General features: G+C 46.8%; 7 protein-coding genes. All 7 read right to left on the reverse strand.

Going from position 1 to position 14,071, the window contains the following annotated elements; translation table 11 throughout:
* Positions 1 to 327: 327 nt before the first annotated feature.
* The 7 genes from JET16_RS29115 to JET16_RS29145 all read right to left on the reverse strand — a co-directional run bounded on the left by JET16_RS29115 (position 328) and on the right by JET16_RS29145 (position 13,669).
* Positions 328 to 1,458 carry a glycoside hydrolase family 88 protein gene (locus JET16_RS29115; protein ID WP_199624676.1) on the reverse strand — a complete coding sequence of 377 codons (1,131 nt, stop codon included), beginning with the start codon at positions 1,456 to 1,458 and terminating at the stop codon, positions 328 to 330.
* Positions 1,459 to 1,572: 114 nt separating this feature from the next.
* On the reverse strand, positions 1,573 to 3,354 hold the full coding sequence (locus JET16_RS29120; RefSeq protein WP_199624677.1) for a hypothetical protein: 1,782 nt from the start codon (positions 3,352 to 3,354) through the stop codon (positions 1,573 to 1,575).
* 63 nt (positions 3,355 to 3,417) lie between these two features.
* Positions 3,418 to 7,494, reverse strand: a complete 4,077-nt coding sequence (locus JET16_RS29125; protein WP_199624678.1) for an FIMAH domain-containing protein — start codon at positions 7,492 to 7,494, stop codon at positions 3,418 to 3,420.
* Positions 7,495 to 7,582: 88 nt separating this feature from the next.
* Positions 7,583 to 9,241 carry an extracellular solute-binding protein gene (locus tag JET16_RS29130; protein WP_199624679.1) on the reverse strand — a complete coding sequence of 553 codons (1,659 nt, stop codon included), beginning with the start codon at positions 9,239 to 9,241 and terminating at the stop codon, positions 7,583 to 7,585.
* Between the two features lie 110 nt (positions 9,242 to 9,351).
* Positions 9,352 to 10,227 (reverse strand): carbohydrate ABC transporter permease, encoded by an 876-nt coding sequence (locus JET16_RS29135; RefSeq protein WP_199624680.1) that lies wholly within the window; start codon positions 10,225 to 10,227, stop codon positions 9,352 to 9,354.
* Between the two features lie 13 nt (positions 10,228 to 10,240).
* Positions 10,241 to 11,182 carry an ABC transporter permease gene (locus tag JET16_RS29140; RefSeq protein WP_199624681.1) on the reverse strand — a complete coding sequence of 314 codons (942 nt, stop codon included), beginning with the start codon at positions 11,180 to 11,182 and terminating at the stop codon, positions 10,241 to 10,243.
* Between the two features lie 255 nt (positions 11,183 to 11,437).
* A complete protein-coding gene (locus JET16_RS29145) occupies positions 11,438 to 13,669 on the reverse strand; it encodes an AraC family transcriptional regulator (protein ID WP_199624683.1) in 2,232 nt (743 codons plus the stop codon).
* Positions 13,670 to 14,071: the final 402 nt, after the last annotated feature.

Raw genomic sequence — 14,071 nt, forward strand, 5'->3', positions numbered from 1 at the left:
GACGGAGCGTTTCGTAAATGCCGGTCATGTTTTCGCAAAAGTGTTCCGAATACCCCTTCCCCCGATAACCAAGCAGGCAAAACAAGTGGTGTCCTCTAAGCTTAATAGACAACGTCGACTCTCCCATTCATCTCGTGTAATGCGAACCACATTATATCATATGCCCTATGTTTCCTTCGCCCGCATAAAGCGACATTGGTAATAAACAGGATTGCGTTACACCGGAGCTGGACTGCCCAAAAAAAAAGGTTATCCTGCAACAGTCCAATGAGACCTTCTGCAGAATAAACCTTTTAATATAGTACGTAGTACGGCGCATGTATGAAGTTATTCGTACCAATACCCCTTGTGCCCTTTCGCGAGGCGCATGAGCGCTTCCAAGTAATAATAATCGCCCCAAATCGTATAATCATCCGGCGCATGACCGATTCGCACGCTATAGGAGCCATGTTTGATCAATCCTTGCGCGTCCGGCTGGTCGATCGTCGAATGCCTTTCCGCCAATGATTCGACACTCCACAAAGCGGCTTTACGAATGAGTTCCATGTCCGGATCGCCATCGTTCAGGTGGCCGACGATTTCCAGCATGCCGCAGGCTGCTATTGCCGAAGCCGAACTGTCCCGCTCAATCCCCGGCCTTACCGGTGCATCGAAATCCCAATACACTACTCCGTCCTCCGGAATGCGCTCGGCAAAAAATTTCGCGAGCCGCTTGGCGGTTTCCAAATACTTCACATTGCCGGTATAGCGGTAGGAAAGCGCAAAACCGTATATTCCCCACGCCTGGCCGCGCGTCCAGACGGACCCGTCGGTGTAGCCTTGATGCGTGCCCCCGCGAATCGCTTCGCCATTCTCCGGGTTGAAATAGAACGTGTGATAGGTCGAATCGTCTCCTCGCACAAGGAAGCGTCTGCTCTTTTCCGTATGTTTAACGGCAACATCCCTGTATACTGGATTACCCGTTTGCTCTCCCGCCCAGTACAACAGCGGCAAATTAAGCAGGCAGTCGATGATGATACGTCCGCCGTTTTCGGGATGCCCTTCGGATCCCCATGCCTGAATGTAGCCGCCCTTCGGGCGCCAACGCTTCAGAAGCACATCGGCGGCTCCGAGCGCAATCTCCTTGGCCTTCTCGTCACGCTCGATCATCCACTGCGCCTTCGCCGACAACGAGTACAGGAAGCCGATGTCATGATGGTCAAGTTCGCGGTTGCGCGCCAAACGTACTCCGAAACTTTGAACCGATCGCTCCGCGGCTTTTTTGAACGTTTCATCCCCTGTGTATTCGTAGCAAAGCCATAAGATACCGCACCAAAAACCGTTCGTCCATTCGTTGTTGTCGTTTAACTCGTAAACCTCATCGCCGTTACTCACGTGTGGAAACAGTCCGTTGAACCGCTCTATATTTTGTTTCGTCTTTACTGCCGCATCTTCTATCGCTTTTTCCCAAAATGTCATTTTACTATCCACCTTAAGTTGAATAATGATTTTTCCGGATAGTTTAGGTCGACCTTCCTCTGGTATCGTTCGAACATTCGGCGATCCTTACCTATCCAATGAACCGTCGGTGAGTCACCCTGACGGATCATTTAGAAATTGCAATAATAATAGGCACGACGCTCCTTCCGACTGAATGTACGACATTCTGTATTCCCCATTTCGGTTACCGTAAACAGCTTCGTTCACGACCAATTTCCCATTATAAAAAGCCTTATACCTGTGCTTTCCCAAAGAAACGGCAACACTATCTTGTTGAACGTCAATTAACGTTCTGTCGCTGCCGTTAGTAGCGAGCAGCGGAAGCTGCACATACAGATTTGCAGAGACCGGTTCAATCCATTCAAAATGAATTTGTACGCCATTGCGATCTATTCTAAAAAGCTGTTTTATTCCGCTGCATCCCTGCAAACAATCTCCGGAATACTCAAGCTTGAACTCCGTGCATGTCCGGCTCTCTTGAATAACCGTCAACCTGTAGTTCAAGCCTTCACTTAGTTCGCTTAAGAATTGCATTCCGCCACCGGGTTTTTCCCATCCTGGCGAGATCGACCCGAAAGTACGGTTGATCCCCGGACCTAATTCATAAGAATTTTCTGAAGTTAGCGGAGTCGAAAGACCTAGTTCCGAAGGGATCCCCGTGTGATGAATCCTGCCCAGACCGGTGGCATCATAACGCAGATCAGCATTCACATCAATCTCAACCGAATAACCTCCCGCAATCGCAAATATTTTATGAAAGTTTTCGGAGGTCTCAAATACATATCCGCCAATTTCGGAAGGACAGGCCTTCTCCGGAATAGAATCGTCGGAGAAGCAATAGGCCAATGCCAAAAATGAGCCAAATGTGATCATATATTTGTCGTAATATGCATATCCTTCCGTCCCCCAGCGACTTTCAACAGGATACATGTTTTTGATATGACGGGGAGGCTGAAGTTCAAGCCAGCGAACGGTCGATTGAACCGCCAAATGCGCTGCCCGCTTAAACATTCCGGCAAGCAGATAATTCCCTTCCCTTTGATGCCGGACCGCTTCATATTCACAGTTGGCTGCTATAAGAGCTTCCCCGAATAAAAACTGGCTGCTTCTTCCCCCGTAAGGCAATTCAAATGCGGATGATTGCATTAATAACGTCATGATGCCGGCTTTTCTCAGATTACCGTCCAATTGAGAGAAATAAGGACCGTTGTAGCCGAACTTCATCATGAGTTGAGTTTGGCATCTTGTCGTAATGTCGTACAATAAGGGACACCCGGGATCCATGTACATGCCGTTTTCGTCGAAATTGTTCAACTGAATGAGCCAATGTTTGCTAAAATAATCCGACGTGTCCGTCAACCCCTCCGTTTCCCGTAAAAATTCACCGCTCATGTTGTAAATATTGATATTGTGAAGATTGTCCGGATCACCGGGACGGACCACTGCCGCGTAATGGACGTACGGGTCGATCTTCTTCAGATCACTCTTCCATTCCTTGAGCTTGTTTTCGGGAACCCCTTCCTTCATTAATTTGAAAGCAAACATAATCTCTTTAATCGCAAAATCCGCAATCACATCCTTGCGTAGCGATACAATCTCTTTGCAGCATTCAGTCATCATATGCATCCATAAGCTCAACATATGAGGCAGCCGTCCCCCCGCAAGCAGGCAGGCCAATACACTTGTCAATCTTGAATAAGTATGCAGATCCATATACGCGCCGCATCTTTTTTTTCTCGACATGATCCGTTCTACCGGATAAACTTGAAAAACCGTTTCAAGGAGATCCAAATAGGTTTCTCTCGACATGCCGGTAGCGTGAAAAGTTGACACGGACGACATATTGCTTAGATATTGCTCCAGTCTCATCTCCACGGATACATCTCCTTAAATCAGCCGGTACGCGGTATCGCCGGGGGGAAAGCATACCGGCTGAAATCAGCTTTCAGTTTCAGACCAGGCTTGTATGAGTGCGGAAGCATCCGAATTTAGAACCCGCTTTGCCCTCTCGGAAATATCCGATTCTCTTGTCTTGTTGTTCAAAAGAAATACGAAATCTTCCATAAACTTTACCGCCTCTTTATGAGACCCTTTATCCAGATGATGCCGGGCCTGGTTCAACAGGTAAGTCAATTGCTGCTTCAAAGCTACATTCAGTTCTCCTGAGACTGCATAACGTTCGATCAGCTTCTGCATCGATTCAATACTTGTAGTCACTTCAATCCGGACTTCATATCGTGCCGAATTGCCGGCAAGATCGCGGACAAATATACTGACGATATGTGCCCCGATTTGCCCCTCCGGATCAAATAGCGTCCCTTCCGTATAAGGCACATCATTGATCGTGATCTCCTGTCCCGCCGTGCCGGAAAGGTTATCGTTAACGCTCGCATGAATCTCCATCTGAACATGATCCTCAAAGGTCAAGTTGTTTTCAGCGGGCTGCCCGTTAATAAACAGCGCAGCGCTCGGAGGTGTGCTGTCGATCATGAACAGCGTCTTGAATAAATTCACATCCTTGGCCGAACCGATTCCGCCGCCGTATTCCATCCAACCGCGGCGTCCGTTTCCTTCATTATCATTGATCAGCAAGGAGAACCCGACAGCATTCCCTGGAATTACCGAAGCAGGGTTCGGCATTAATTCGTTCCACGGTATGGATACTTCATAAGTTGTCTTCGTCCCGATACGGGTTACGGCGGATTGGCCGTTAAGGACCGGACCCGGGATAATGCCGTCCGGAGCTCTCCAACGCCATAGGACAACCTCCCCTTGGGAAAGTGCCATACCGATTTCACTGTACCCCGCGGCCCCGTGCAAACCTTTCGGATCAATAGCGAATTGGATGCTGTCGCCCGACCAGATTGACCCTTCTTTGTTTTCCTGAAAATGAATGTCGTCCTCTACTTCCACAAGCATGTAAAAGTTTTCGCTGTCCCACTTCAACAGCCCTTTGCCGCTTAGATCATTCGGACCGCCCCAATTGTCGATTCTCCTGACTTTATCTTGCGAATTCAGCAGGAACGGCACCGCATCAGACCACTCGGAATCTGTATCCATCCCGTCAACAGAGATGGGTTGATCCGCACTGAAGGCTGACAGAAAATCCATCTTCTTATAGATCATTTCTCCGGCTTCATTGTTTATTGTCAGCCGGTAAGCGGCTTCGATCTCCGTAGAGCCGACCTGCTCGGGGATGGGAATCGCAACCGTCGTCTCCGCATTCGCTTCCAGATGCAATTCCTGTACTCCGATCGAAGAACTCCATGCAGAAGGCTCCATCATCTCCAATCGCAGATCTAACGGTTGACTGCCGGAATAATTTCTTGCCTCCCATTCCAACACCCAATCTTTTCCCGCATTTGCGGCGGGCTTTGGTACCAAAGAAGACGAAAAACGTTCTTTGGACAGCGTAACGATAACCGCCAAACGGGAGTGAATGTGCTGACCGGACATTAAATTCAGATAGATTTCATAGCGTTTACTCTCGGCATGTTCCGGAGACTTCACATTTATTGTTACGCTGTTCCCGTTATCGGCCGGTTCAATCGGGGCTGCCAGTTCCCAGCCTTCGGGCAGATCGACGGCAATCCTGTCGATTGCCTCATCGGGGGAAAGCAAAGTGACGTCAAAAGCAAAAGGCTCTCCGACAATCGCGGTGAAGGCAGGTTTATCCAGCCGATATTTCGAGTCAGCCACATTCAATGCCGTAAAATCCCCTTCAAAGTATACCGGCGTTTCCGTAATCGTAGCGGTGATACTCCCGTTGTTGACGAGGAGCGGCGTGCCGAATAAATCCGACATTCGGATGCTTGCTTCCGGATTCATTTCCAATGTTAACGTTTCCGAACCGTTCAGCGTCCAGGCGACCAATACTTCCTGGCCATCGGAGTTCCGGTGAAACCGGTAGATTCTCGTGTTTCCGTTATATTCATAGCTTTCGACATATGTCGCATTGGATAGCTTGGCGGTTAATGCGCTGTAAGCTGCGAAATTATCCTTGGCGGCAAACGGAACAGGGGATCTGTCATCCGTGACCAGGCCGAAGTTATGCTCCGGATTCAAAGGATCGTTGCCGTCATTCTGCAAATCGTACCAGAAAGTATGATCCACAACGCCCGACGCCATGCCGAGAACATGGGTTCTTACAGCATAGTTTGCCGATATCAAAGGACCGACCCCTCTCCCCGTCCCATGCGTCGGCCAGCCGATTTCGGAAATCCAGATCGGCTTGGGGCCGCCGTATTGCATAAATAAATTGTGTACTCTTTCAAGCGTCGTCGTGAAGTTTCCCTGCTCCGGACTGCCGGGATGCATATAAGGATGAATCGATACCGCATCCATATAATCGAAGGCACCGGCCTGCAGGATTCGCTCCAGCCAATCGAGCGGTGCGCCTGCCGTTACTCCGCCGATGACATAAGCATCCGGGTTCGCCGCTTTGATGGCCGGATAAGCTGCCTTGAGCAGGTCGGCATACACTTCAGGCGCCTCCAAATTCGGGTTGCCCATCCCCCCGTTAAATTCATTCCAGATTTCAAAATGATTGATTCGGCCGGCAAAGTGCTCTGCGACCGCAGTTACATAACGTACATACCCTTCTCGATTTTCCTCTGTTGTCGGCGCATACCGTCCGTACAGCACATTACCGAACGCCAGGATATACAGCGGTTGAAGTCCCTTATCCACCGCCTTATTTATATACTCGTCCCAAACGGGTGATATTTCAATTTTTCCTTTCTCTGTTTCCGCTCTGCTCCAATATCCCGAATCCCGGATCCATCCGGTGCCGGACAATGCAGCGGTTTCAATGGATTTATCAATGTCTCTAGTACCGTTGTGCAAGTGGGTGTTCACACCAAAAAAATCGCTTCCTTCATTATTTGCCCGCGTAAATAGTTTACTGAACGGGATCTCGAGCTTTTGATAATATTCGCCGTTACTGTACAGATTCGCATAGAGAATAAAAGCGCCGTAAGTATCTGTCGGAATCGAAAGCAGCTCCGTTTCGGCAGACCAGGGATCCAGATACAAGCTCACGCTTCCGCCGGCGGCTTTCCTGTCGTTATAGCCATACACGCTATAATTGATCGTCAACTTCTCTCCGGCATCACCGACATTTTTTGCTGTAATTTTAAACGCAGGCGTTTCCGGATACGTGAATATATTACCTGTTCTACCGGAACCAATATCCAAATCAATGCTGGAGGTTAGTAAGAAGTTGACGGGAATTTCCCTGTCGCCCGCTTGCGCATAAATCTCGACATCAAAAATGGCATTAATCTCGTTGGTACTGCTTCCATTACATATAATTTTCACATATTTCGCCTGTACGGAATCAAACGTATATTTTTCCAAATCGGTTGTCACGCCGCTGCTTTGTCCTGCATACACATCGCTCCAGTTCTCTCCATCCATCGAGGTTTGAACGGCAAAATAAAAGCTCCGGTTGTCCCCGCTCGACCAGGAAATTCCCACGCCTCCGACGGTTTGAACCGAGTGTAATTCATACTGCAGGAACATTCCTTTCCCTTCCGCTCTCCACCGGGTCTCTTTCGTTTGATCAAGCGTCGATTCAGGGCCAAATCCGATATCGGCGCCGTTCGCGGTAACCGACTTCACCGTATAGGGAGGAGTAATAAAGTCCAGGTTGTAGCGATTTTGCTTTATCCCTTCTTCCGATACCACATCAATGATTGCGGTGCCGGGGACTTCCTCAGCAGGAATGACGCTGACGCCGAGATTCGGATTTTCATAGACCGCTTCCACAACCGGAATCGTTTCCGCAGAGCTGAGTATCAGTTTATAATGATAATTTCCCGGCTCAAACCATTGCAGATCCGTTCCGTTAATCCGAATTCCGTCCAAATCGGCGGAGATTTCCCCCGGAAGCTGATAGACCTCATTTTGTTCCGCACTAACGATGATTGCGCTCCCAAGATTCGTTGAGATCATGAGGCTGAGTATCGTTAATAATAGAAGCATTTTTTTCGCAACAGGCTTCATATTGCACATATCATCATGTCCCTCCTATACACCATATGCCCCGGGGAGCAGCTTTCCTCCCCGGGAGCATCTAATTAACCAATGCTGTTTAAACGGATCAATCTTCATTCACTTTCATCAAATAAAGGTCTTTCATGAAAATCCATTTGTCTTTATTCTCTTGATACCAGTTTGCATACCACTCTTCGAGCTTTTTGCCGCCGGACTTCTCCCAGGCATCGATCAGATCTTTCATCGCTTGATCGGTCGTATATGACTTCCCGCTTACAACGGCCCTCAACATCAAGTCATGCATCGTATTCCAGCCGTCCTCGAAGGTCATCGACAATTCTTTTTCCAGAGAAGGTCTTAGCTTTGCATGAGTGAATCCGGGCATCGTTCGGTTCGGATCCAAATAAAGTTCATCCATTTTTTTGGAGATGCTGATCCACTCCTGGTCGAACGCATTGTCCGAATCCGGCGATACGCCGTCAATCAAACATTCCTTTAAGACATAGGTGGAAATAGGCATCTTATAATAGACATTGTAATTGATCTCATTTTTGTTCTTTTCTGCGTCGATCGGAGACGGGCATCCATTGGCATCTTTCATATAATGGACCCCTTCTTCCCCGTACTGGAAATATTCCGCCGTAGACGGCTTAACCATAAAGTCAATATATTTGATAACGGCTGCCGGATCCTTCGCATTTGCATTAACGGCGCCGACATTCTGTATCGGCGGATTGAAATCGGGGGCGAAAGCGCCGAAAGGCGAGACGGGAAAAGCAATCGGGATAATTTGAGCACCCGGATCATTCTTCTTCAGCGTTTCGTAGTTTTTCTTTACATCGGTTTTATAAGCGATATAAATGCCCAGCTTGCCGCTTGCGAAATCCTGCTGCGCTTTTTGTCCGTTTTTATCCGTCAAAAAGTCTCTGTCAACGATGCCGTTTTCGAACAGTTTTTTCTTGAAATCGGCCGCAGGCTGAATCCGGTCAAACGGTCTTACCAATTGTCCGTCTTCGATTACAAACATGTCGTTTCCGAACATGCCATCGATAAAGTAATGAGCGTTTTGACTCATGTTGATGCCAAACGTATCCTTTTTTCCATTGTTATCAGGATCCTCATGAGCGAACGCGTATGCCGCATCGAATAATTCATCTATTGTTTCAGGCACCTTAAGCTCCAGCTTATCCAGCCAGTCTTTTCTGATCACAACCGTGCCCAACACCTGGGTAGGGATTACTCTTCCGATATCGTACAATTTCCCGTCCGGTTTTGTACCGAGCTTCCTCAGTTCCGGAAACTTCTCCAGCAATGCTTTATACTCCGTACTATGTTCCTCAATGAGGTCATCTAGCGGCATGAGCTGCTTCTGCGACCATAACTGATTGCGAAAGCCATTATCGAATTCCAGAATCAGGTCGGGCGCATCTCCGCTTGCAAATAAAGTGCTGAATTTTTGCTGGGATTCGTGACGCGGAATCGGAACGAAAGTGACGTCCACAGGCCCGTTTTCGTTCATCCATCTCGTCCAGCGGTTGTCCGTATAAGTCCCCTCTTCAGCAGGAACCTGGTTGTTGTCATAAGTCGAGACCGTTATGTTGCCTCTGACTTCCGGTTCCTCCGATTGATCCGGCGTCGGGTCCTTCGTATTTTCTTCCGTCGGTTTCGGCGTTGTCTCGGGTTTCGTCCCGCCGGTGCATCCGGACAAAATGAGAGACAAGATCAACGCTGCCATCAATGCAATTGTGAAATTTTTTCTTTTCATTTGTATTACCCCTCCCTCGTATGCTGAAATCGCTGTCCGCCAATAGCAAAACTGCTTTACTTAAATACAGCTTTTATTCCCTGCATCCCCCCTTTCAAAAGGTTATTTCCTTATCCTTTCACCGCGCCAAGCATAACTCCTTTCATGAAATACTTCTGCAGGAACGGATAAATTGCAAGCATCGGCAGAGTCATAACAATAACTCCCGCTGCTTTAATGGACTCGGAAGAAACATTCGCAAAATCCTCCGGATTCAATTGGCCCATTTCCTGCAGGATGGACTGGCTTCGAATCATGTTTTGCACCACGACGGCTAGATTAAATTTGTTGGAATCGTTAATGTATATCAATACATGGTAGAAAGCGTTCCATTGATCAACACCGTAAAATAACGAGAGTGTCACCAATACCGGAACAGACAGCGGCATGACGATGTTCAGAATGATCCTCCATTCCCCGCAGCCGTCCATTCTCGCAGCCTCTTCCAACTCTTCCGGAATGTTCTGAAAGAAAGTACGCAGAATTAACATGTAATAGACTTTTATTAATAAAATCAACCATATCGCTCCGTAAGTATTAACCAATCCCAACCCTTTCATCAGCAAGTAATTTGGAATCAGTCCGACCGGAAATAACATCGTAAACACAATGGCAAGCGTGAAAGGCTTTCTCAAGTAAAAATACTTTTTGGATAACGGGTATGCCGCCAGAATAGTAAACAACATGCTCAGTACGGTTCCTACAACGGTAAGCACAACGCTGTTCCTGAAGGCGACAACAATATTGGTGCCCTGCAGCAAGTTTTTGAACGAAATCCATGTCCATTCCACCGGCCACAGTCCGACCTTCCCGGACAGAATGGCGTCTCCGCTGCTAAAAGATAAAGCCACAAGGTGTACGAGGGGAAGAATGCAGCTTAATCCCGCGAATAGCAGTATCATGTAGTTAAATAAGTAGAATAACTTTTCCCCGAGCGGTACTCTCATATATGTCTGCCCCCTACCATAGACCTTGTTTGAATTTTCTTGCGATCCGGTTTGCGGTGATGACGAGTATGAAACCGATGACGGATTCGAATAAACCGAGCGCGGCCCCGTAACTAAACTGTCCGGCTCCCAAGCCTACTTTGAAATTCCAGGTTTGAATCACTTCCGATACGTTCTTGACCACAGGGTTCTGAAGTACATATGCCTGATCGAATCCAACCTCCATGACGTGGCCTATGTTGATAATGAAGATAAGGATAATCGTCGTTCGGATGCCCGGAAGCGTTACGTGCCATATTTGCCGGAATTTGTTTGCACCATCGATATTCGCCGCTTCATACAAGCTCGGATCAATTGTCGTCAGCGCCGCCAGATAAATAATGGCCGCAAACCCCGCACCTTTCCATATCGTCGATCCTACAAAGATGGCGATCCATGAGGACTCGTTAAACAGAAAAGGATACGGTTCCCCCGTAAAAAATTTAACAAAGTGATTAACAATGCCGGTTTCCTGTGAAAAAACCATAACCACCAGGCCGCCTACAATAACCCAGTTCAGGAAGTGGGGAATAAACACAAATGTCTGAACCGCACTTTTGAACCACTTTTTCCGGACTTCATTTAATAAAATCGCTAATATAATCGGAAACGGAAACCCGATGACGACATTCAGTAAGCTAAGCATCAGGGTGTTTCGAACAACTTGCGTCATCTGATAATTTGTAAACAAGTATTTAAAATTATCTAAACCGACCCACGCGCTGCCCCAGATTCCGTCCGAGAAATTGTAGTCTTTAAAGGCGATGATCGTCCCTCCCAGCGGAATAAATTTAAAGACCACATAAAAGAGAATTACTGGGATGAACATTACAATAAGCGGTTTATTTTGATTAAATCTCCGCTTCCTATGAAGCGAACCCGCATTCAGGTCTTTGCCCGGATTCGTTGGTGTCATAAGCTTCACCTTCAATTCAAAAGTATGGTCGTCTTTACAATCGCGTTTGTTAAGTGTGAATGTACTTCAGGGGCAGGCCGATGACAACTTACACCTTTTGATTCACATAACACTTATTTACGATGAGCAATATAACAATTATTGAGCGCATAACAATTTTTGCTTTGGGCTTTAAAATAATGAAAAGACGCGCCGACAGATGTCAACGCGTCATATGAGTTGTTTAGAGATTATTCAAGCTTCACATAGTCTATTTTAGTTCATTGAACGAGCAGTATGCCTGCGGTAATCCCCCGGAGTCGTCCCCGTCATTTTTTTGAAAACCCTGTTAAATGATATATAATGCGTGTAGCCGACCGACACGGAAATTTCCTGTATGGGAAGCATAGTTTCTTTTAAAAATCTCATTGCATTTTCGATACGAACCCGGGCGAGATAATCAACAAAGTTTTCACCGGTTTCGCTTTTGAATAGACGGCTTAAATAACTGGAATGCAGTTGAAAATGATCCGCAACATAGGTAAGCGACATATTCGGATCGGCATAATTTTCCTCTACGAACTTTCTGGCTTCCTGAATGAGCGCATGATGGCTGCGGTCCTGCCGTAAATTACAGATCTGTTCATCATAATGCGTTAGGATATCCGTGATTCTGCGATGGAACTGGTCTAAAGTGTCCATTAATTCGATTTCGGCATTCAGTTCGGGCATAGCCTTGCTGTTCCACACCTCTTGAATTTCCTCCGACAGCTCCATGACTTCCCTATATAACAAATAAACCATATAATTCGCAAGATTGATAATATCTTCACGCGAGAACAGCCCGTTTCGGAGATCGGAAAACACTTTTTCCAGCTGTTCCTTCCAACGGTCGTCATTTAAACGGTACATCTTCGCCATCGATCGAATAATTGTAAGTTGATCGTAGACGACACCGGCATTTCTGAGGGTAACATCCCTTTGTGTAATCACTCTGGAATTGCCCAAGACTGCTTTGTAATTCAGGGCATCGCTCGCGAGCTGGTAGGACAACGGTAATTCCTCAGGATTTTCAACCGACAGACCGAAGCTGACGGTAACCGTAAACCTTAAGTTCTGCGTTACCCAATCTACCAGCGCTTTTCCAATTTCCAGTAACGTATTGTCGATTTCGTCAACCGGCTTCTTATAATGCATGATCATACCCAGCCGTTGTTTCGAGACCCATTCCACCCATATCACCATTTCGAATTCGCTGCCTATTTCCCTGATGACATTAGCCAGTGCAAAACGAAGAAGGCCTTGATCGCGATGACCGTAGCTCTCAAACCTGTTTGCATAATGATCGATTTCGATAAGACCGGCAGCTGCATGGTGGAACTGGTCATGCAGTCCGAGGCTGTTCATCTCTTGTTGCCAGACCTCTATGCTGACCGGGCGGTCGCCTTGAATGAGTTCGAGAAAAAAGTGTTTTCTTTTATACAACAAGTCCTCGTTCGATTGCCTGATCAGATTGTCAAATGCGTTTTCGATAAATTTCAATTCATCGGTAATCGCAGGTTTTGTTTTCCGGTTCATTGTAGAATAATCATAAATTCTTTTGGCCATCTTATGGATCGGTTTATAGTTTTTACTTGTCGCCAAAAAAATCAGACCGATTCCGATGACAAAGGTGAGTACGATGAGAACGATCCAAATATAGGATATCAAGGCATAATATCTTCCGATTCCGCTCCCATAAATACCGCTTTGAATTTCCCATTCCGTATATTTAGACCTCACAGTTGATAAAGGCTTTCCTTTAAACTCAGCATCCAGTGCCTTCGCATCGTTACCCGTCATAAAGTTTCCGCTGCGATCATACAAATGGACGAAACTCAGTTCGGAACCTGATAATTCTATCAATAATTGCTGAATTGATTCGAGTTTTACATTGACAACCATAAAGCCCATCTCTCCGGATAGCAGAGGGTATTGACGGACCAAGGAAACGACGCGATGCGGCTTCTGATCGAATGTCGTCTTCACCCTCGGATCCATCCAGAAATAGCGGATTCCCGAATCTCCCTCGAGCAAGTCCGTCACAAAATGCCGGTCTTCAAACGAATTAACGTTAAACATCGATTGATCACTGAGCACTTGACGGTCATGCTTTCTAATCAAATAAATGGAATCGATCATAGGATAGGATTGCTTCATTTGACTCAGCTTTTTGGATATTTCATATTCAATAATATATCTGTTATCATTTTGCTCCGGATTAAAAAACGGATCCCAATTGATCTTCGAGATCAGTTCATTATTGATAACGTTTTCGATTGTGCGTAAAGAATAATCTATCGACTGCACGACCTGTTCCGAAAAAATCTGATTTGCCCGCACAACCTGCTTTTGGGAAATTTCGGCGGCGGCTAAATAATAGATTACGCTTAATGCAATCATCAATATCAAAAATATCGGCAAATAGGACATCAGCAAGCGGTTAAACCATTTATTTGCGCTCTTCATTTAACCCCATCTTTCTACTATGATCTATGCCCGTACAAAGTAGTTTACTGTAATTAGTTACCCCTGAAAACCGTTAATGCAGTTTCGTTGCATTTGCCGAACGGGGGGCTAGATTGGGATTCATACGGCAGTTATGTCGGAAAGATTCTGGAGCAGACAATTCAGGGGGTCGTTATTAACGGCACAACCGGGGAATCTCCGACAATGGGAGGAAGTAAAACTGCTCGTGGAGGTTACGAAAGAGCGAATGGGGGAAAAATGCGGTTCCGATCATCGTCGGCACGGGAACCAACGATACCGCGCCGCCAGCGTAAAGCGGACGGAACTGGCCTGCAATCTGGGCGCCGACATCCGAGAGTCAAACCCGGCGCCGCTGAAATGGCTGCTTACTTACCGAGGCTT

Source organism: Paenibacillus alkalitolerans (genome assembly GCF_016482785.1).
Taxonomy (GTDB): Bacteria; Bacillota; Bacilli; order Paenibacillales; family YIM-B00363; genus Paenibacillus_AE; species Paenibacillus_AE alkalitolerans.

Excerpts from the sequence above, each read along its gene's own strand:
- JET16_RS29140 (WP_199624681.1), bottom strand. The coding sequence starts at position 11,182 with ATGACACCAACGAATCCGGGCAAAGACCTGAATGCGGGTTCGCTTCAT.
- JET16_RS29115 (WP_199624676.1), bottom strand. The coding sequence starts at position 1,458 with ATGACATTTTGGGAAAAAGCGATAGAAGATGCGGCAGTAAAGACGAAA.
- JET16_RS29125 (WP_199624678.1), bottom strand. The coding sequence starts at position 7,494 with ATGTGCAATATGAAGCCTGTTGCGAAAAAAATGCTTCTATTATTAACG.
- JET16_RS29130 (WP_199624679.1), bottom strand. The coding sequence starts at position 9,241 with ATGAAAAGAAAAAATTTCACAATTGCATTGATGGCAGCGTTGATCTTG.
- JET16_RS29135 (WP_199624680.1), bottom strand. The coding sequence starts at position 10,227 with ATGAGAGTACCGCTCGGGGAAAAGTTATTCTACTTATTTAACTACATG.
- JET16_RS29145 (WP_199624683.1), bottom strand. The coding sequence starts at position 13,669 with ATGAAGAGCGCAAATAAATGGTTTAACCGCTTGCTGATGTCCTATTTG.